Source organism: Cytobacillus sp. ABV4_503, from assembly GCF_056158445.1.
On record NZ_JBSWTH010000001.1, the window covers coordinates 34,258 to 53,926 of the forward strand.

Annotated in this window: 17 protein-coding genes and 2 riboswitches; all 17 genes read left to right on the forward strand. The window is 40.9% G+C overall.

What is annotated here, in order from left to right; translation table 11 throughout:
* Positions 1-10 precede the first annotated feature (10 nt).
* The 17 genes from ACXAD1_RS00175 to ptsG all read left to right on the forward strand — a co-directional run bounded on the left by ACXAD1_RS00175 (position 11) and on the right by ptsG (position 19,602).
* On the forward strand, positions 11-154 hold the full coding sequence (locus tag ACXAD1_RS00175) for a hypothetical protein (RefSeq protein WP_019382387.1): 144 nt from the start codon (positions 11-13) through the stop codon (positions 152-154).
* A gap of 139 nt (positions 155-293) precedes the next feature.
* Positions 294-1,442, forward strand: a complete 1,149-nt coding sequence (locus ACXAD1_RS00180) for a glycine zipper domain-containing protein (protein ID WP_370224343.1) — start codon at positions 294-296, stop codon at positions 1,440-1,442.
* A 9-nt stretch (positions 1,443-1,451) separates the two neighbouring features.
* Positions 1,452-2,264 carry a hypothetical protein gene (locus tag ACXAD1_RS00185; protein ID WP_474909149.1) on the forward strand — a complete coding sequence of 271 codons (813 nt, stop codon included), beginning with the start codon at positions 1,452-1,454 and terminating at the stop codon, positions 2,262-2,264.
* Positions 2,257-2,808, forward strand: a complete 552-nt coding sequence (locus ACXAD1_RS00190; RefSeq protein WP_370224348.1) for a DUF5381 family protein — start codon at positions 2,257-2,259, stop codon at positions 2,806-2,808. Before ACXAD1_RS00185 ends, ACXAD1_RS00190 begins: the two co-directional genes overlap by 8 nt.
* 114 nt (positions 2,809-2,922) lie before the next feature.
* A complete protein-coding gene (locus ACXAD1_RS00195) occupies positions 2,923-3,453 on the forward strand; it encodes a DUF5381 family protein (protein ID WP_206845986.1) in 531 nt (176 codons plus the stop codon).
* A gap of 87 nt (positions 3,454-3,540) precedes the next feature.
* Positions 3,541-4,089 (forward strand): DUF5381 family protein, encoded by a 549-nt coding sequence (locus tag ACXAD1_RS00200; RefSeq protein ID WP_474911264.1) that lies wholly within the window; start codon positions 3,541-3,543, stop codon positions 4,087-4,089.
* 130 nt (positions 4,090-4,219) lie between these two features.
* Positions 4,220-4,591, forward strand: coding sequence for a hypothetical protein (locus tag ACXAD1_RS00205; RefSeq protein ID WP_474909150.1), 372 nt, complete (start codon positions 4,220-4,222; stop codon positions 4,589-4,591).
* 38 nt (positions 4,592-4,629) lie between these two features.
* Positions 4,630-4,866, forward strand: a complete 237-nt coding sequence (locus ACXAD1_RS00210; RefSeq protein ID WP_474909151.1) for a hypothetical protein — start codon at positions 4,630-4,632, stop codon at positions 4,864-4,866.
* A 53-nt stretch (positions 4,867-4,919) separates the two neighbouring features.
* The gene (locus tag ACXAD1_RS00215) at positions 4,920-6,614 is read left to right on the forward strand and encodes a transglutaminase domain-containing protein (protein ID WP_474909152.1); all 1,695 of its coding nucleotides are present in this window, start codon (positions 4,920-4,922) and stop codon (positions 6,612-6,614) included.
* Between the two features lie 168 nt (positions 6,615-6,782).
* On the forward strand, positions 6,783-8,240 hold the full coding sequence (locus ACXAD1_RS00220) for an esterase/lipase family protein (protein WP_474909153.1): 1,458 nt from the start codon (positions 6,783-6,785) through the stop codon (positions 8,238-8,240).
* Positions 8,241-8,426: 186 nt separating this feature from the next.
* Complete coding sequence (locus tag ACXAD1_RS00225; protein WP_206845992.1) at positions 8,427-9,383, forward strand: AAA family ATPase; 957 nt, start codon at positions 8,427-8,429, stop codon at positions 9,381-9,383.
* A gap of 1 nt (position 9,384) precedes the next feature.
* The gene (locus ACXAD1_RS00230; RefSeq protein WP_474909154.1) at positions 9,385-10,599 is read left to right on the forward strand and encodes a DUF58 domain-containing protein; all 1,215 of its coding nucleotides are present in this window, start codon (positions 9,385-9,387) and stop codon (positions 10,597-10,599) included.
* The gene (locus ACXAD1_RS00235) at positions 10,599-12,803 is read left to right on the forward strand and encodes a transglutaminase TgpA family protein (RefSeq protein ID WP_474909155.1); all 2,205 of its coding nucleotides are present in this window, start codon (positions 10,599-10,601) and stop codon (positions 12,801-12,803) included. Before ACXAD1_RS00230 ends, ACXAD1_RS00235 begins: the two co-directional genes overlap by 1 nt.
* Before the next feature lie 71 nt (positions 12,804-12,874).
* A riboswitch (purine riboswitch) is annotated at positions 12,875-12,976 on the forward strand.
* A 218-nt stretch (positions 12,977-13,194) separates the two neighbouring features.
* The gene (gene guaA / locus ACXAD1_RS00240) at positions 13,195-14,715 is read left to right on the forward strand and encodes a glutamine-hydrolyzing GMP synthase (RefSeq protein ID WP_206846007.1); all 1,521 of its coding nucleotides are present in this window, start codon (positions 13,195-13,197) and stop codon (positions 14,713-14,715) included.
* Positions 14,716-14,800: 85 nt separating this feature from the next.
* Positions 14,801-14,902, forward strand: a riboswitch (purine riboswitch).
* A 128-nt stretch (positions 14,903-15,030) separates the two neighbouring features.
* On the forward strand, positions 15,031-16,359 hold the full coding sequence (locus ACXAD1_RS00245; RefSeq protein ID WP_206845996.1) for an NCS2 family permease: 1,329 nt from the start codon (positions 15,031-15,033) through the stop codon (positions 16,357-16,359).
* 121 nt (positions 16,360-16,480) lie between these two features.
* The gene (glcT, locus tag ACXAD1_RS00250) at positions 16,481-17,323 is read left to right on the forward strand and encodes a glucose PTS transporter transcription antiterminator GlcT (protein ID WP_206845999.1); all 843 of its coding nucleotides are present in this window, start codon (positions 16,481-16,483) and stop codon (positions 17,321-17,323) included.
* Positions 17,324-17,544: 221 nt separating this feature from the next.
* Entirely contained in the window at positions 17,545-19,602 is a 2,058-nt protein-coding gene (ptsG, locus tag ACXAD1_RS00255; RefSeq protein WP_370225361.1) for a glucose-specific PTS transporter subunit IIBC, read from the forward strand.
* Positions 19,603-19,669: the final 67 nt, after the last annotated feature.

The window sequence follows — 19,669 nt, forward strand, 5'->3', positions numbered from 1 at the left end:
ATGGGTTTTTATGTCTAATAATGAAGAGAAGAAAAAAGGTTCTTATGATAAGAATAAAAGATATGATGGCGAAGCGGTGCCGGGATGTGCAGACCTTTTTATATTGCCAATTCAAGTATTAATAGTTGGGTATCAAATAATTAATTTAATTTAATTAGAAGAACTAATCCGAAAAGAAAAGAGGTATTGAAATGGGAAATGAAATATCTGTAAATCCTGATCGCCTGGAAGACCTGGCAAATGACTTGGTTACTCGTTTGTCCAGAATTGAAGACGAATACAGAAATCTCCATATGGAGCTTGCAGATTTAATTAACAGCGCTCCGCCGGAATACAGGCATTGCTTCTATCATGTAGGGGATCCTTGGGGTACTGGTAATCAGCTGGTTGGGCAGCTCAGTGAAATGGAGATTGACCTGAGAATGGTCGCGAATAAATTTGCTGACGCAGATAATCTGGTCGGTAAGTTGTATAAGCTATATGAGCAATATGGTGCCGTAACAGCTCTCGGAGCATTGATGACAAAACAGCTTGCTTTTTACGGGTTGGGCTTTACTCAATTTATTAAGGATGCTGATGGTGTATTCACCTATAAACATATGGCGGCCCTTCAGAAGGTAACAGATAAAATTGACGAATCTAAAAAGTTGGGAACGATGGCAAGAGCGTTCCTGGGTCCATTATATTTGAGAAGTAAGTATAGAGAGGTACCACTTGCGGATTTAATTCATAGAAAAATTGCGAAATACCTTCCGGATGATGTTGCGAAGTTTGCGGGTAGCTCCAGAGCCTTTTTTGATGAAATTAAATATAAAACTTTTAATCCAACTACGTTCAAATCTTTTGTTAGTACTGGTGCCAAATTCGCTAAAACAAATGCATTAAGTACAGTTGTTTTAACCGGTGCAATGGAAGTCGGAGGAATGGGGCTTAAAATTTCAGAGAACTATGCTAAGTACGGAAATAACCCGGATGTTTTGAAGCGTGAAAATGCTAAAGCGATTGGTAATGCTGTTAATAATACAGTAGCTATCTCAGGAGGAGCAATTACAGGTGCAGTAATAGGTGGAGCTTTAGGTAGTTTAGTTGGACCGGTTGGAACAGTTGTGGGTGCAGCTGCTGGTTCATTCGTTGGTGGAATTATTGGAGAGAAGGCTGCTAAATTAACTGCTGGAATTGCTGAAAAAGGTGCTATCCTTATTAAGGAACCTTTACACCATGGAGTCGAGTTTTTTAAAGGTGGATTTGAGAAAGCTGGAAAAGCTGTTGAAGCAGCAAATAAAGGTATTGATATTGTAAATAAACAAATTAAAGAAACAATTTCTGATCCGGTAGGAAAAATTAAAGATATTGGAAAAGGGCTGTCAAAGGCTAAGGAGACAGCTGGATCTTTTTTAGATGGAGCAAAAGGGTTTTTAGATAAAAAATTATCGTTTTTTTAAGGAGGCAATATGAGTACCATTCAATTAAGTATTGAGGAACTAATTTTTGCATTTTATAGTGAAGGATTATATGAAGAAGGAATATCTATGAAAGAGACGTATTTTCCTTCACTTCAAGATTCCGAATTGAAGTTAATGCTGGAATTTGCGGCTCGCTCTTTGCTGGCAAAAGATATGGCCGTAGAGGTTAATAATCAATATAGATTAAAAGAGAACTATAAGGCTTATATTAATATTCTGAGTAATGCGGAGAAGACGGTTAAAGCTTCTAGATTTGATTTAAAGTTCGAAGGGGAAGAAAACATATCTTTTCATTTTGGAAATGGGGAAGTTTATCTTCATAAGTTATTGCATGACCATCAAGTACATTATATTACCAAATCCACACCAGAAAATATAATAACAAGTATTAAAGGTTTCTTCAATATTAGCAAGCTGCCTTTACAGGATGAAGTGCTTTTTAGTTTGAAGAATGAAGAATTTGAAGAATTCCTAGGTGATATGAGTGAATCGGATTCGTTGTCTGAATCTACTGCTCAAAAGTGGGAAAATAGGGTTAATGGTTCATTCTCATTTGAGTTTTTAAAAGATATTTCCAATAGAAAAGGAAGAATGGATAGCTTACTTAGTCTTAAATATGACTCTGCAAAAAATCCCGATTTAATTGACCTAATTTTTATTGTTCCCGGAAAATTGGACTTCTGGATGATTACAAGAGACGATAACTTAGATTTAAATATTCAAAGGGCAGACGAGACATCTATTAGAAACCTATTATTTAACAATTCTGTCCAAGGAGGAATTCCTCTTGTCCATGATTGAGAAAAAAGGAGAAGCTGTATTAATAAAAAGTTCTAAGTTCATGTATGTATGGATGTTTTTAGCTACAGTAGGATTTTTACTTGCATGTATCTTCTTAATTACACATGGACTGAAATTTAATTCTAAATATTCTTTCCTCTATCTTGGCGGAGGAATCGTATTAACTCCCTTCTATCTTTATTTGACTATTTGGAGTCTGCCTGGATTAATGCCAGGAAAGGTTTTGTTTAAAATACTCCCGGGAGAAAAAGGAACAGTTAATGCTAAAAAAGATACGGTACCTATAAGTAGTATTCGAGATATTAATTTAGTAAGAAACCCTTTAAATTTAATCAATGACATTGTTATTGAAACATTCAATGATAAAAAGATAAAAATTAGAACATATAATCTTCTTGGGGACTTAGATTATGAAATGATTGTAGATCAATACATTTATCCATATATGACTGAAAATGCAAAAAAGGTTTGGGATCGAAAGGTAGATCTTGAACGTCTTCGTAATGTGGCAAGATACGAGAGAAAAGAACCTAAAATTGAATAAGATAAATTGAATCTGTTTAACAAGTCCTCTCATAAGAGAGGGCTTTCTCAAGGGGCGGAAAAGAAGTGATTCCTTTTATTTTTCTCAAATCTAAAGGGGGATTATTATATATCGATGGTTCAAGACAAAGATCATATAACAATAAAGAGTTCAAACATCATGTATATTTTGGTGTCTCTTGCTACTGTAGGTTTTTTAATAGCATGTATCTTTCTAATTGTTCACGGATTGAAGTTTGACTCTAAATATTCTTTATTCTATCTTGGCGGAGGAATAATTTTCACTCCTTTTTATCTCTACATCACACTTTGGAATTTACCAGGCCTAATCCCGGGTAAAATCTTGCTATCCATTATACCCGGAGAAAATGGTGTGATTAAATCAAAAAAAGGCATTGTTCCAATTAAGGATATACGAAGCATTGATCTTGTAAGGAATCCAATAAATTTAATTAATGATATTGTTATTGAAACCTTCAATGATAAAAAAATGAAAATTCGCACGTATAACCTGATTGGTGATTTTCGCTATCAGATAATAGTTGACCAATATATATATCCTTATATGACTGAAAATGCAAAAAAAGTTTGGGATCGAAAAATAAACTTGGATACTCTTCGGCATCAAGCTAATTATGAGAGGTAAGAACCAAAGGCAGAATAATGATTTTTGTGTGAATCTCTCTTCTTTAGTTTCTCTGCCTGGTCCCAAAGGGGTGAGTATTGTTTGTCAATGGTTCAGAAAAAAGGGGATGCAGTTATTATAAAAGGCTCCAAATTTTATTATGTATTAATGTTTCTAGCCACGGCAGGATTTTTAATTGCATGCATTTTTCTAATTATACATGGATTAAAATTTAACTCTAAATACTCCTTATTCTATCTTGGCGGAGGGATAATATTTACCCCTTTTTATTTCTATATCACACTCTGGAGTCTGCCAGGTTTTATTCCAGGAAAGGTTTTGCTAAAAGTTGTTCCCAGAGAGAACGGAACAGTTATTGCCCCAAAATGCCTTGTTTTATTAAAGAACATCCGAAATATTGATTTGATAAGAAATCCATTAAACCTTATAAACGATATTGTTATTGAAACCTTCGATGATAAAAAAATAAAGATTCGCACCTATAATCTCTTGGATGATGATGATTTTCAGGTGATTGTTGATCAATACATTTTTCCTTATATGACTGACAATGCCAGGAAAGTATGGGATCGGAAAATCGATCTGGATAAGTTAAGAGAAGAAGATAACTATGTTAGGCAGGAACATAGGATTTAGTAAAGCTTGTCTAAGTTTTTGATAATTACTTTGAATTTAGGAACTGTAATGCAGCTCTTTAAGGGTTAACCCCTATAAAGAGCTTTTGTTTTGAGATTAGCCCTCTCTCCCCTATCGGAAGGAGAATAATATGAAAAATTTAATCGCCTTTGCAGCAGTATTCCTGATTTGGACATTACTCTCTTTAATGCTGACCGGGATAGATATACCAATTCCAAGTTCTTATATTGCTCTAATGATTACAGCAAATGCTATTTTTGCCTTTTTCTCTATTTTCGCTCAGAAACTAGTTATTATCCTTTATGAAGTAAATGTATATGAACAACCCAGGACTTTCCTTGACTATTGTTTTAAATATATTGCTATTTTTACCTCAGGTGTAAATTACCATATTCAACATATGTTAAACAGGCTTCCTATTATCCTTAATAAATTGGCAGCTGTATTTTTCTTTCTCTTTCTAATCTTTACAGGATTCGGTCTGATGGCTGTTTTTAATTAATACAAGTCGTTAATAAACCGGAGAGAGGGGGAGAGATTTTGACTGCAAAAGGGGAGCAAAAGAGTTTCTTATTTAACAGGGGTTTTATATTTTTTTGGAAAAGTAATTTGGTGGTGTGTTTAGCTATCTTATTTCTCTATATAAACAAATCGAGCTGGAGCGAAGAAGGAGGCTCAATTCTCCTGGTTTTTGCTCTAATGTGGGAAGCGCTTATTTTATTATTATCCATAATTGATGGCATAAAGTCCAAGAGTGCTGAGTCTCTGAAACTTTAAGGGATAACGTACGTATGTAAATTTAGAATTAATGAAACAAAAAGGAGGACCCCATGCCAAAGAAAAGCCCCATCACCCTATTGATGATAGTATTAACCAGCTTCCTCTTCCTCTCAGCCTGCAGCAGCTCAGAAAGCAGTTCAGAGGCAAAAGCAGAGGAAAAGGAAGAAGACAAATATGAAAAACTGGTTAAAGAGAAAAACAAGGAACTCGAGCTTGAACCTCTGGAGCTGACTTCTTACAGTGAGGAAGTCGGAGCGGCTATGAAGAATCCGGAATATAAGGAGTTTGCTGCAAATGGCCAGGTGGCTGTGCAGGGAGAGGTTGAGAAGTACTCAGAGCTAAAATCAGACTATGCCTGGATTAAGGTTCGTTCCACAGAGGATGGACCGGCAGGGAACGATCTTGAATACTACACACCCATCAAAGAAGGGAAGTTCAAGCAGAGTATCCGCTTTTTTAATGGAGAAGGCGAGTATAAGGTAACCGTACAGCTTCCAAGCACGGATAGTAAGAATTACTATTACGATCTTGCCTCGTTCACTATCCACAATGTGAATCCAAATGCAGAACGGGATATGACATATACTCCGTTTGGCCAGGAGGCAGAACTGGTACTGGATATTGAATCAAGCTATATAAAAGGCAATGAAGTATTCAATTTAAAAGGGGAAGCAGGAAGCCTGTCAGACAGCGATACGATCATGCTTAAGCTGAATAAGGAATCGGATATGTGGAAGCATGTTATTCCGCTTAAGGACGGCAAGTTCTCTTATGAGGTGCCTTTATTCTATGGAAAAGGACTTCACGAGCTTGAGGTGCTTGTTCCTGACAAGGAAAGGGAAAATTATTATCAGACGGCAGCAACTATCTTAATAGACAATGAGTCAGATAGGACAATGAGCCCTATCGAATATTCTAAAACGTATGAGGAGCGGGGAGTGGCGCTTGAGTATCCTCAATATGGCGGTGAGGAATCGGATGGTGTTTTTACTGTCAAAGGAAAAATTGATCCGCAGGCAGAATTCGGGCCTGAAACCGATCATATTTACATTACCACTAAAAAGGGTGAGGATGAAGCACTGGATGTTATCCCAGTAGAAGACTTCACATTTGATGATTCGTTTTACTTAAGATTCGGCCCGGGCACATATGAAGTCACACTAAGTGTGCCGGAAATCAAAGAAGAGAACAGTGATTATTTCCGTTACTATGGATTTGCCAAGTTTGAGGTGGAGTCAACAGGCGGGGATAAGCGGGACCTTCTGCCTTCAAGAGGCGTCCAGTCAGATGCACCGCAAATTACTGAATTGGCGAAAGAACTGACAGAAGGCATAAGCAGTGAAAGGGAAAAAGCGAAGGCCGTCTATGATTATGTCGCGAAAACCATTTCATATGATGTGAATAAGCTTGAAACAGATGATTTCAGCTGGGATGATAGTGCACTCAAAACACTGGATTCCAAAACGGGCGTATGCCAGGATTATTCGTATCTTGCCATTGCCCTGCTGCGGGCCAGCAATATGGAAGCCCGTTTTGTCGAAGGGACTGCTTTCGGCGGATTTTGGCCGCAGAAGCATGCATGGGTGGAAGTGAAAGTGGATGGAAGCTGGCTTACTATGGATCCTACATGGGGGGCGGGATATATTAAAGATGATAAATTCGTGGCAGCTTTCAATGAAAAATACTTTGATCCGAATAAAGAAGAGTTTGAAAAAACACATAACCGCACAGGTGTATCCTATTAATTGTTATAAAGTCACGGGGCTTGTTCCTGTGGCTTTTTTTCAATATTTGGCCGATTTTTTCCAAATGGGTGGAAATTATATCGAAAGACCCTTCAATAAATATTCTGAAAATTATAAAATCAAACTGACTGGACTTCCGTCCGGATCTCCTTTAAGGAGGGGAAAAGCTTGATAAAACAAATGGCAGGAGTGATCTTTTGTATGATGCTGATTTTCCCTGGTATGGTGAAGGCTGGCGGTTTTGGCGGTGATGACAGTGGAACTCCGGGTTATTGGTATGCTGGAGAAGCGCCTTCAAGCATTGATCCTTCCAAATCACCTCTTGTGTTTGTACACGGCTATAACAATTCATCAGCTGTCTGGCATGAAGGGAATGATATGTATGAAGTGGCTTTGGCAAATGGGTATGAAACAGCATTCATTGACCTTCATCATGACCGTGATATGTGGACGAATGGTGCAATTCTGGCTGAAAAGCTTCTAGAAATCTACCATCATTTCGGCGAAAAGAAGCTTGCAGTTATCGGCTATAGCAAAGGCGGGGTGGATATTCAGACAGCGCTTGTTCATTACAGTGCCCACCCATATGTATCAAATGTTATCTCCCTATCCTCCCCCCATCATGGCACCCAGCTCGCAGATCTGGCTCACAGCAGCGCGGCCTGGTGGCTTGCTGCCCTCCTTGGCAACAATAATGAAGCAACCGAATCCCTGCAGACAGGTAATATGCAACATTTTCGAAGCCTTACAGATTCCCATCAGAATGCTGAAAAAAATCGATATTATACACTTGGCGGCACTAAATGGGGTTCATTTGGCAGTGCATCATATTGGGGAGGCTTATATCTGAGCCAGTATGGAAAAAGCGATGGCGTCGTTACGGCGGTTAATTCCCGCTTGCCAGGAGCATCCGTTGTTCAGGAAGGCAGCTGGAATCATACAACCATCCGGGAAGGATCCCATACATTTCCGGTGTTCAGGCCCTATACCTCTATCACTCAGCCTGCTGCGGGTTTCTCATCAGCACGCTCTGAATCCGCTGCCAGACAGCCTGGCACTCATTCCATTGTAAAAGGCGGAAAAGCTGTCAATGCAATAAGTGAACAGTTTACCGTGGAGGAAAATGTAGAATCCATGACTGTTTCTTTTTTAAGTGAAAAGAATTTGCCCGATTTAATATTGATCAGTCCGGATGGCAAGGAATATAAAACGAAAAAAGTGTATCAGGAAGAATCCGAGTTTTTCAAAGGAGCATGGGTTCATCCGTTTGAAATAGATTATCCTAAAGCTGGAAACTGGGTGTTAAAGGCTCCGGCAAATGCTTCATACCTATACACTATTGCACTGGACAGCCCGTTAAATGATAAAATTCTGGGAAAGTCTGCGAAAAGCCATATAGCCTTTAATACAAAATGGATCCTATTCGGGTTTGATCCTTCAGGGAAAAAACTGAAGCAAAAAGCCAAAGGAGAAAAGGCTGGCCTCATGATCGAAAGCGATTTTACACAGGAAGGTGTATACAATGTGACAACAGAAGTAAAAGGACAGACTGAAAATGGCAAGCCGTTTGAAAGAACCATCATTGAATCTTTCTATGTAGATCAAAGTGGAAAACGATATAAGTAATGTAATGTATTTTGACTGCTGAGAAGCAGTCTTTTTTTTATTGAAAACCCAGGGATAAGGGAGAATCATCCTAAGAAAAACACAGGAGTTTCTAACGCGACAGCGAATATATAATAGGTTAGAATTAAATTCAGGGTAATGTAAATTAATGGAATGCGAGACATAGATAAAGGGGAGAGATTTCACATGGATAGAAATCAAATGCACCCTGCAATTGAGAGGGTATTAGGAAATATTGAAAAAGTCATGATCGGCAAACGGGATGTCGCAGAATTAAGCTTAGTGGCACTTTTAGCGGAAGGCCATGTTTTGCTCGAGGATGTGCCGGGTGTCGGGAAAACGATGATGGTGCGTGCACTGGCTAAATCAGTCGGAGCCGCATTTAAGCGCATCCAGTTCACGCCTGATTTGCTGCCTTCAGATGTGACAGGTGTATCCATCTATAATCCGAAGGAAATGGAATTTCAGTTCAGGCCGGGCCCCATTATGGGCAATATTATTTTAGCAGACGAAATCAACAGAACCTCTCCCAAGACGCAATCTGCTCTTCTTGAAGGGATGGAAGAAAGCAGCGTAACCATCGACGGAGTGACACATCGCCTTGAGAAACCCTTTTTCGTTATGGCGACGCAAAATCCGATCGAGTATGAAGGAACTTATCCGCTTCCGGAAGCTCAGCTGGACCGATTCCTGTTAAAAATGAAAATGGGCTATCCTGATATCGCTGATGAGATGGAGGTCCTGAATCGGGCACAGCGGATTCCGCCGATAGAAGATCTGGAATCTGTAATAGATTTAACTGAATTGCGCTCACTCCAGCAAGAAATTAAAGAAGTGCATGTCGATCAGACGATTAAACGCTATATTGTGGAAATTGCCAATCAGACCAGAAACCACAGCAGTGTGTATTTAGGGGCAAGCCCCCGCGGTTCGATTGCTTTAATGAAAGCAGCCCAGGCTTACGCATTCATGTATGGCCGCGATTATGTTCTTCCGGATGATATTCAGTATTTGGCGCCTGCTGTTTTTGTCCACCGGATTATTTTAAGGTCTGAGGCGAAATTCGAGGGTATTACCGCTGAAGAAGTAGTAGAACGGGTCATTGCCAGGGTTTCTGTTCCAGTACAAAGGTTAGTGAAGTAAAATGAAACAGCTGTTAAATACACTGAAAGGTGTCTGGAAGCTGATTGTGTTATTTTTGCTTATTCTGTTCGCCTTTTCATATGCGATGTTTCAGGGCGGGTTTGTAAGCTGGTTTTTGTTTTACAGCTTTCTTCCTTTTGCTCTTTACGCACTTGGCTTGTCGTTTTATTCTTTAAACGACTTTGAGGTGGAGCGTATCCTGCCAAAAGCAGAATTCAATGCAGGTGAACAGGCAGTTATTACCTTGAAGATTACCAGAAGAACAGCTTTTCCTCTGTTGTATCTGGTCATAGAGGATGAGATGAGTGAACAGCTGCAGCATGCCAGGAAATCAAACGAGGCAAAGCGTTTTTTATTTCCTGGGTTTCAGAAGGAAATGTCCCTTCAATACAGGATTAACAGCCTGCCGAGGGGTGAGCATTTTTTTGCCTCCATCCGTATGAAAACAGGTGATTTGCTCGGTTTAATAGAAAAAGAAAGGCAAGCCCCTGCTGAGAGCCGGATGATTGTCTACCCGGCATATGAGGAAATCATTTATAAGCCTATGGCGCATCATTATGATCAGGGAATGACTGCTTCAAAAGAGCGGGTGCAAAGGGATACTTCCATGGCCATCGGCATTAGGGAGTATCAGCCGGGAGACAGATTCTCCTGGATTAACTGGAAAGCTACTGCTAAGCGCAATGATATTATGACCAAAGAATTTGAACAAAGGCAATCGCATGACGTATATATCCTCATGGATTGTGCACCGGATAGCCGATTTGAGGCCATCGTTTCGTTTACAGCCTCCATGGTAAGGGCGATTCTTCGCAAAGGAGCACAGACTGGGTTTTTGACCTCTGCAGCAACGCGGACAGCTTTTCCAATCAGAGGCGGTGAAGCACACCAGCTTCAGCTGTTCTATCATTTGGCAAAAATAAAGGATGATTCTGCAGCTGCAGTGGACCGGGTTCTTGAAGCAGAGCATTTTCTTTTGCAGCAGAACAGTCAGCTGATGGTTGTTACAGGGCAATTAACAAAAACGCTTATAGAGAAAGCCGGGTTTTTCACGTCCAAAAAAGGGATTGTATCTATATTTTTAATAAAAAATGAGGATGAATCTCCTTCCGGGGATAAGCTGCTGCTCAAAACCTCCGCCAATGCCAGGGGAATCCGGGTAGTTCTGGTTCATAACGGACAGTTTGCAGATGTGTTTTCGGGGGTGAACAAGTGATGAGTTCTCCAAAGGTACCGAAAGATTTTGCCTCGTTTCTTCTTTATGTTCTGGGCTTTTTCCTATTATGGGAATGGCTGCGTCCGGTTGAAGAGCTTACGGACACATCTAATGTCATTGTTTTCCTCGTGTTCCTTATACTATCGCTTTTGCTGGCTTTTTTCAGTGTTGGCCTTGTTTTAAGCGGTTTTATAAAGTTGCTTTATATTCTCTATGAACTGCATTATTTGTACTTTGAGGGATCCTTTTTCCAATTTTCATGGATATCCGTATTTGCATCGGACATGGTGCACAACTTTGGTTTAATAGCTGATAGAGAATGGCCTGGCATGACAAATCTATTCAGAAGCCTTCTCTTTTTCATTCTGCTATGGCTGATGACTTATTTGATTCAGTACTGGCTGATCAATCGCAGGCGGATTTTCATTTTCTTTTTCATGACACTCATTTATATAAGTGTATTGGATACCTTTACGCCTTACACGGCAGACGCGGCGATTGTCAGGACAGTTATTGCGGGCTTTGCGGTTATGGGCATCTTAACGTTCAACCGTCTCCTGGATCAGGAGGGGTTGAAGAAAGAAGCTTCCCTGTCGCGCAAATGGATGATTCCGCTGACCGCTCTGATCGCTCTGAGTACCGGCTTAGGGTTTGCAGCACCTAAGGCAGAACCGATTTGGCCCGATCCTGTTCCGTTTATTAAGTCCTATGGACAAAATAGCGGCGGTGATGGCCCGGGTATTCAGAAAATCGGCTATGGTGAAGATGATTCCCGTCTTGGTGGCCCTTTTATTGGAGATAACGCTGTGGTCTTCAGGGCGGAAGTGGAGTCCCGCCATTACTGGAAGGTGGAAACAAAAGATGCATATACAGGCAAAGGATGGGTTACATCCCAGGCTGAAGGAGAATATCTTCCGTTTGGAATGGGAGAAGAAATTCCGGTTACATCCTTTATCGATAACGATGCAATTGAAACCACTGAAGAAGTAAGCTCCGTTTATACTTTTATGAATTACCCTCATGTTGTGTATCCATTAGGGGTAAATAGTATTAAAGCTTCGCAGTTCATTACCTATGAGCTGGAAACGGCCACTGAAAAAATACGGACATTGGATGGCGGACGGCCATCTGCATTGGAAGAATATAAGTTAGGCTTCGAGGTGCCTGAATACAGTGTGACTGCAATGAAGGAAGCCGGGGCAAACGCGGAATCACTGCCTGAAGAATTTATGGCGCGATATACACAGCTGCCTGAAGAATTGCCTGAAAGAGTCAGGGAACTTGCTCTGGAAATTACTCAAGAGAAACCGGACTGGTTTGAAAAAGCAAGGGAGCTTGAGAGGTATTTCCGAAGGGCAGAATTTACCTACAGCCAGACAGACGTAGCTGTTCCAGATGAAAATGAGGACTATGTGGACCAGTTTTTATTTGATACCAAGCAGGGATATTGCGACAATTTCTCCTCCTCCATGGTGGTAATGGCCAGATCCATTGGATTGCCGGCAAGGTGGGTTAAGGGCTATACAGAGGGAGAATTCAAGCAATCATTAGGGTCTGGTCTTCGCTTGTTTGAGGTAACAAATAACAATGCCCATTCATGGGTGGAAATCTATTTCCCTGAAATGGGCTGGGTTCCATTTGAACCAACTCAGGGGTTCAATAATAATGTACAATTTAACTTTGACAACGCAGGCCAAAATACGAGCCAGCCGGAAGCGGAAAAGCCAAACGAGACTGAGGCTCCTGTTAAGCCGGACATGCCTGATGAAGCATCGGCAGAAAAATCGCCGTTTTCGGTAAAAGAGCTTTGGGACAATCTGGGAGCTTTCTTAAAAGATAATTGGAAAGTAGTCGCAGCAGCGATATTGGCAGCAGGTGTGCTTGTTTTCGTGCTTTTCCAGAAGAGGGGAAAATGGATGCCGCATTATTTTATCTGGAGATTTAAAAAGACAAATAATGATGAGCATTTTCCTAAAGCTTATCTTATTCTTTTAAAAGAATTGGACCGGTACGGGCTAAAGCGGAAAAAGGGCCAAACCTTAAGGGAGTATGCCAAATATATAGACAGCTTTTTCTCAACAAAGGAAATGAGCAGGCTGACAGCCCACTACGAAGAACTTGTTTACAGGGGAGTTCTAAAAGAAGGAAGCTGGAATGACACGAAAGAATTGTGGGAAAATTTAATTAAAAAGACAATAGCTTGACCGGGATTTGGGGCTGTTGTTACAATAGGCAAATAAGACAGCGGCATATTGTTCGGATTTTGCCGAGTATTACAATTAAATCATGCAACCTTCATATATCCTCGATAATATGGTTCGAAAGTCTCTACCGGATCGCCGTAAATGATCTGACTATGAAGGCAGAAGAAGCTTTTTGCTATACGTGAAAACCGAAATTCTGCCTTCACTTTTTTTGTGGAGAAAGAGTTCCGGTTTTTTTTATTGGCCAGCTTCTGGCTGGCAGTTATATGAGTTGCAAAGAAATTATATTTTTACTAGATATTTTACCTGCAGGAGAGAAGACTAAAAGTAAAATAACAAATTTAATGAGGTGAACAGTGTGACGGGGAAAACAGAACTTCAAAATCAAGAAATGATCGTAGTGCTGGACTTTGGGAGCCAGTACAATCAGTTAATCACACGCAGAATCCGTGAGTTTGGCGTATACAGTGAGCTGCATCCGCATACGATTACAGCTGCGGAAATCAAAGAAATGAATCCAAAAGGGATTATTTTCTCTGGCGGTCCCAACAGTGTTTACGGCGAAAATGCTTTCCGCTGTGATGAAGAAATTTTTGAACTGGGCTTGCCGATTTTCGGAATCTGCTATGGCATGCAGCTGATGACTATGCATTTTGATGGTAAAGTAGAACCTGCGAAACACCGTGAATACGGAAAGGCGATCATGAAAATTGAAAATGAATCCAAGTTGTTTACAGATCTGCCTAGAGAACAGACGGTCTGGATGAGCCATGGCGATCTTGTCGTAGAGGCTCCCGCTGGTTTTACAGTGGATGGTACAAATCCATCATGCCCGATTGCAGCTATGAGCAATGAAGAGCGCGGTTTATACGCTGTTCAATTCCACCCTGAGGTTCGCCATTCAGTTCACGGAAATGATATGCTGAAAAACTTTGTGTTCGGCGTTTGCGGCTGTACAGGCGATTGGTCAATGGAAAACTTCATTGAGATTGAAATGGAGAAGATCCGCCAGGAAGTTGGAGATAAAAAGGTTCTTTGTGCATTGAGCGGCGGTGTTGATTCATCTGTTGTTGCCGTCCTTATTCATAAAGCAATTGGCGATCAGCTAACCTGTATTTTCGTGGATCACGGCCTGCTGAGAAAAGATGAAGCAGAAGGCGTCATGAAGACATTTGCTGATGGATTCAATATGAATGTAATTAAAGTGGATGCCCAGGAACGCTTTATGAATAAGCTTAAAGGGGTTAGCGATCCTGAACAAAAGCGTAAAATCATCGGCAATGAATTTATCTATGTATTCGATGATGAAGCAGCCAAGCTTGAAGGCATTGATTTCCTTGCACAGGGAACACTTTATACGGATATTATTGAAAGTGGAACAGCAACTGCTCAAACGATTAAATCTCATCACAATGTAGGCGGGCTTCCTGAAGATATGCAATTCAAGCTGATCGAACCGCTTAACACTCTGTTTAAAGATGAGGTGCGTGCGCTGGGAACGGAGCTTGGCATTCCGGATGAAATCGTTTGGAGACAGCCATTCCCTGGTCCGGGACTAGGTATCCGCGTACTTGGGGAAATCTCAGAAGATAAGCTTGAAATTGTGCGCGAGTCTGATGCCATACTGCGCGAGGAAATTCAAAAGGCAGGGCTTGATCGCGACATTTGGCAATACTTCACGGTTCTTCCTGATATCCGCAGTGTCGGTGTAATGGGAGATGCCCGAACTTATGATTATACTATTGGAATCCGTGCGGTTACTTCCATTGACGGTATGACTTCTGACTGGGCACGTATCCCATGGGATGTACTGGAGATTATTTCAACTAGGATCGTTAATGAAGTATCGCATGTCAACAGAGTGGTTTACGATATTACGAGCAAGCCGCCTGCAACAATCGAGTGGGAATAAAATACGAACATTAAGAAAATGCGGACATGAAAATGTTCGCTTTTTCTATTGACTAGGACTTTTTGAGGTGCTATGATAAAGAAGAATTAAATATGTCGTTTTACGTCGTATAATATTGGGGATATGGCCCAAAAGTTTCTACCGAGCTACCGTAAATAGCTTGACTACGAGGTAAGTGCAGATAGGGATGTTTTTTGCCATTATTCTTCTTTGTTTTCCCCTATTGCAAGCACGAGCCCAGTTGTCAATGCTCCGGTAGTCAACCCGGAGTTTTTTTATTGAAAAAAATAAAGACAGCCAATAGGGGGAAGAGAAATGAAGAAGTACTTCCAGTTTGAAGAACTTGGTACTAACTACCGTCGTGAATTTATCGGCGGACTTACAACTTTTTTAGCAATGGCTTATATCTTGGTCGTTAATCCGATTACTTTATCGTTAATGGATATACCAGATTTGCCGGATGCCATGAGAATGGACTATGGTGCAGTATTCGTGGCGACAGCAGTAGCTGCGGCAATTGGATCACTATTGATGGGGGTACTGGCCAGGTATCCGATTGCGCTTGCTCCCGGTATGGGATTAAATGCATTTTTTGCTTATACTGTTGTATTAACGATGGGAATTCCTTGGCAGCATGCACTAGGCGGGGTTCTTATCTCAGGGATTATCTTTATCCTTTTATCACTTTCAGGCTTGCGTGAAAAAATCATTAACTCGATTCCTGCAGAATTGAAGTATGCGGTCAGTGCCGGAATCGGTTTGTTTATTACATTTGTCGGCGCTCAGAGTGCAGGGCTGATTGTCAATAATGATGCAGTTCTCGTTGGATTAGGCGATTTTACTGATGGGAATGTGCTTCTGGCTATTTTCGGGATTATCATAACAGTTATTCTCATGACAAAAGGAATGAATGGCGGAATTTTTATAGGAATGGTAATCACGACTGTTGTTGGAATGATTGCCGGCCTGATTGATGTTCCAGGAAAGGTTGTTGATTCCGTGCCAAGTGTAGCTCCAACGTTTGGAGCGGCATTCGGGGCATATAGCGACCCTTCATTCTTCTCAACAAGCATGCTGGTCGTTGTTCTGACATTCCTATTCGTTGACTTCTTTGATACAGCGGGTACTTTAGTGGGTGTTGCCAACCAGGCAGGCCTAATGAAGGAGAATAAGTTGCCGCGTGCAGGTAAAGCACTTCTGGCTGACTCAACAGCAACAGTAGTAGGCGCGATATTCGGAACATCAACGACAACTTCATTCATTGAGTCTTCATCAGGGGTTGCGGCAGGTGCGAGAACAGGATTTGCATCGATTGTAACAGCGGGATTCTTCCTGTTATCATTATTCTTCTTTCCTCTATTAGAGGTTATAACTTCTGCAGTGACTGCTCCGGCGCTCATCATTGTCGGTGTACTGATGGTTGCTTCATTAGGCAACATTGATTGGACAAAGTTTGAAATTGCAGTTCCAGCCTTCCTTACTATTATTGCAATGCCATTAACTTACAGTATCGCAACAGGAATCGCAATCGGATTCATTTTTTATCCAATTACCATGATTGTAAAAGGGAGAATAAAAGAGATTCACCCAATCATGTATGTGCTGTTCGTCATATTTGTTTTGTATTTCATTTTCCTGAAGTAATATTATGGATTGGGCCCGCTTGGATGCGGGTCTCTTTATTTTATTCAAATCAATCCGTTGACTTCCCGGACAGGCTTTAATACCATGAGAGTACATTTGTTTAATGGGCGGGGAGAAGAGAATGGGTGAGTATAAGGTTAAAAAAGTGCTTAATAATAATGTCCTCATTGGCAGCCACGAGTCATTTGGAGAAGTCGTTCTTATCGGCAAGGGGATTGGCTTCAGCCGGAAGTCTGGCCAGCCAATCGACTCTGCTTTGGTTGAAAAGCTCTTTGTGCTTAAAAATGAAAAAGAGCAGGAGAATTATATTAAACTGATGCCTTTTGTGGATAATGAATTGCTTGAAACGATTATCTCCTCGATTCAATTGATTAAACAGAGGGCGAACTCCATGCTTAATGAACATATTCATGTTGCGCTAACCGATCACTTGATGTTTGCGATAACTCGTCTGAAAAAAGGGATGGAAATGAAAAATCCTTTTCTTGTTGAGACTAAGACACTCTACCCATTTGAATACGAAATTGCCAGCGAAGTTGTAAACCTTATAGGACAGCGAACCGGCATCTATTTGCCTCAAGGGGAGATCGGGTTCATTGCCCTTCATGTTCACAGTGCTGTGATGAACCGCGATTTATCCGAAGTCAATCAGCATTCTCAGCTGGTAACCCATCTAGTGAATATGATTGAAGAACAGCTGGACATTAAAATTGATAAAGACAGTATCGATTATATGAGGCTTGTCCGCCATATCCGATTCACCATTGAACGGGTTAACAAAGGCGAGGTGGTTGAAGAACCGGAAAAAATAACTTCCCTCTTGAAAGAAGAATATCCGGTGTGCTACAATCTCTCTTGGAAGCTCATTAAAGTAATGCAGCAATCATTAAAAAAACCAGTCTTTAATGCAGAAGCTGTTTATCTGACAATGCATCTGCAGAGGCTTCAAAAGAAAATAAATTAATTTCGATACTATCTTGTCAAGAAACAGGCAAGTCTTTACGTGTTACTGATTCGATCAGGCATGAGTGAAGAAAGGTAATTGAATTTAGGTAAATAGGGTATGATACCCTTGTATACACCTGAATTCTATCCTTTTTTTCCTCATGCCTTTTTTATTTTTTTAATGCTTGCCGCTATTAAATGAAAACGCTTAATGAGTAAAAAACTTTAGGGGGTTAACATATGTTTAAGAAAATATTTGGCGTCCTGCAAAAAGTCGGAAAAGCCTTAATGCTTCCAGTAGCATTACTGCCGGCAGCGGGTATACTGCTCGCTATCGGGGCGGCTTTGCAAAATCCGGCACTGCTTGAGCTGGCTCCATTCCTGGATAACAGCGGAGTTGAAATCGTTGCTCAGGTTATGCAAAAAGCAGGAGATATCGTCTTTGCCAACCTGCCTGTTCTATTTGCAGTTGGTGTAGCTGTTGGTTTGGCAGGCGGTGAAGGTGTAGCCGCACTTGCTGCCATCATCGGCTATCTAATTATGAATGTGACAATGGGAACGGCTGCAGGAATAACTGCAGAGGATGTAAATGGGCTTAATTATGCGAACATCTTAGGAATCCCAACTCTGCAGACAGGTGTATTCGGCGGTATCATTGTTGGTATTATCGCTGCTGCATTATATAACAAGTTTTTTGAAATCGAACTTCCATCCTATTTGGGATTCTTTGCCGGAAAGCGTTTTGTTCCAATTATTACGGCTGCAACATCTGTAGTACTTGGTTTGCTGATGCTGGTTATCTGGCCGCCAATCCAGGAAGGGTTAAATGCTTTCTCTCAAAACATGGTTCATGCGAACTTGACTCTATCCGCGTTTATTTTTGGATTAATTGAACGCTCATTGATTCCTTTTGGTCTTCATCACATTTTCTACTCTCCATTCTGGTATGAATTTGGACAGTATGTAACGAATGCAGGGGAAACAGTTCGCGGTGATCAGCGTATTTTCATGGCTCAAATCAGTGACAATGTACAAAACCTTACTGCAGGTACATTTATGACTGGTAAATTCCCGTTCATGATGTTTGGTCTTCCTGCAGCTGCATTAGCAATTTATCATGAAGCACGCCCCGAAAAGAAAGTGGTAGTCGGAGGCCTTATGGCATCTGCTGCGTTAACTTCTTTCTTAACAGGTATTACAGAGCCGCTGGAGTTCTCATTCTTATTCGTGGCTCCTATCCTGTTTGCGGTTCACGCAGTGTTTGCAGGTCTGTCATTCATGACCATGCATCTCCTGGATGTGAAAATAGGCATGACTTTCTCAGGCGGTTTGATTGACTATATTTTATTCGGTTTAATCAACCCTCAGACAAATGCCTGGATTGTCATTCCGGTTGGATTAGTATTTGCTGTAATCTATTACTTTGGCTTCCGATTTGCCATCCGCAAATTTAATTTAATGACCCCAGGCCGTGAAGAAGTAGAAGATGAAGAAACAGCTTCTTCAGGTAAAGGCGGAGATCTTCCATATGAAGTTCTTGATGCTATGGGCGGACAAGAAAACATCGCTCATCTTGATGCATGTATTACTCGTCTTCGTGTATCGGTAAACGATATAAAAAATGTAGATAAAGAACGATTGAAGAAACTTGGTGCATCTGGAGTATTGGAAGTAGGAAACAACATCCAGGCTATCTTTGGCCCGAGATCTGAAACAATCAAAGGTCAAATGAAAGATATCATGAGCGGCAAAAGACCGCGCACGGTTGAAAAAGCGCCAGAAGGCGGGGTTGAACAGCAAATTGAAGAAGTAAATCCTGAAGCTCTTCAGACAGAGCACAAGGAAGATCTTTTCATTTCACCGATCAAAGGAGAAATCAAACCAATCACAGAAGTACCTGATGCTGTATTCTCGGGTAAAATGATGGGCGATGGTTTTGCGATTGTACCTGCAGAAGGAACTGTTGTATCACCGGTGGATGGGAAAATCGTTAACATGTTCCCGACAAAGCATGCAATCGGCATCCTTTCAGATTCAGGCCGAGAAATCCTTATCCATGTAGGTATTGATACAGTAAACCTGAAAGGACAGGGATTTGAAGCATTAGTTGCTGAGAATGACCGTGTAGAAGCAGGGCAGCCATTGTTGAAAGTGGATCTTGATTATATCGAGAAAAATGCAACTTCTATCATCACGCCAATCGTATTCACAAACCTTCAACAGGGTGAAGGGATCAAGATTAATAAGCCAGGCGCTGTTGACCTTAAAGAAAAAGATATCATTGTCATCTCCAAATAGTAATATATAATATAGAAGAAACCAGCTGTATTTTAAGCAGCTGGTTTCTTTTGATTTAAATGCATAA

Excerpts from the sequence above, each read along its gene's own strand:
- ACXAD1_RS00175 (WP_019382387.1), top strand. The coding sequence starts at position 11 with ATGTCTAATAATGAAGAGAAGAAAAAAGGTTCTTATGATAAGAATAAA.
- ACXAD1_RS00180 (WP_370224343.1), top strand. The coding sequence starts at position 294 with ATGGAGCTTGCAGATTTAATTAACAGCGCTCCGCCGGAATACAGGCAT.
- ACXAD1_RS00185 (WP_474909149.1), top strand. The coding sequence starts at position 1,452 with ATGAGTACCATTCAATTAAGTATTGAGGAACTAATTTTTGCATTTTAT.
- ACXAD1_RS00190 (WP_370224348.1), top strand. The coding sequence starts at position 2,257 with ATGATTGAGAAAAAAGGAGAAGCTGTATTAATAAAAAGTTCTAAGTTC.
- ACXAD1_RS00195 (WP_206845986.1), top strand. The coding sequence starts at position 2,923 with ATGGTTCAAGACAAAGATCATATAACAATAAAGAGTTCAAACATCATG.
- ACXAD1_RS00200 (WP_474911264.1), top strand. The coding sequence starts at position 3,541 with ATGGTTCAGAAAAAAGGGGATGCAGTTATTATAAAAGGCTCCAAATTT.
- ACXAD1_RS00205 (WP_474909150.1), top strand. The coding sequence starts at position 4,220 with ATGAAAAATTTAATCGCCTTTGCAGCAGTATTCCTGATTTGGACATTA.
- ACXAD1_RS00215 (WP_474909152.1), top strand. The coding sequence starts at position 4,920 with ATGCCAAAGAAAAGCCCCATCACCCTATTGATGATAGTATTAACCAGC.
- ACXAD1_RS00225 (WP_206845992.1), top strand. The coding sequence starts at position 8,427 with ATGGATAGAAATCAAATGCACCCTGCAATTGAGAGGGTATTAGGAAAT.
- ACXAD1_RS00230 (WP_474909154.1), top strand. The coding sequence starts at position 9,385 with ATGAAACAGCTGTTAAATACACTGAAAGGTGTCTGGAAGCTGATTGTG.
- ACXAD1_RS00235 (WP_474909155.1), top strand. The coding sequence starts at position 10,599 with ATGAGTTCTCCAAAGGTACCGAAAGATTTTGCCTCGTTTCTTCTTTAT.
- guaA (WP_206846007.1), top strand. The coding sequence starts at position 13,195 with ATGATCGTAGTGCTGGACTTTGGGAGCCAGTACAATCAGTTAATCACA.
- ACXAD1_RS00245 (WP_206845996.1), top strand. The coding sequence starts at position 15,031 with ATGAAGAAGTACTTCCAGTTTGAAGAACTTGGTACTAACTACCGTCGT.
- glcT (WP_206845999.1), top strand. The coding sequence starts at position 16,481 with ATGGGTGAGTATAAGGTTAAAAAAGTGCTTAATAATAATGTCCTCATT.
- ptsG (WP_370225361.1), top strand. The coding sequence starts at position 17,545 with ATGTTTAAGAAAATATTTGGCGTCCTGCAAAAAGTCGGAAAAGCCTTA.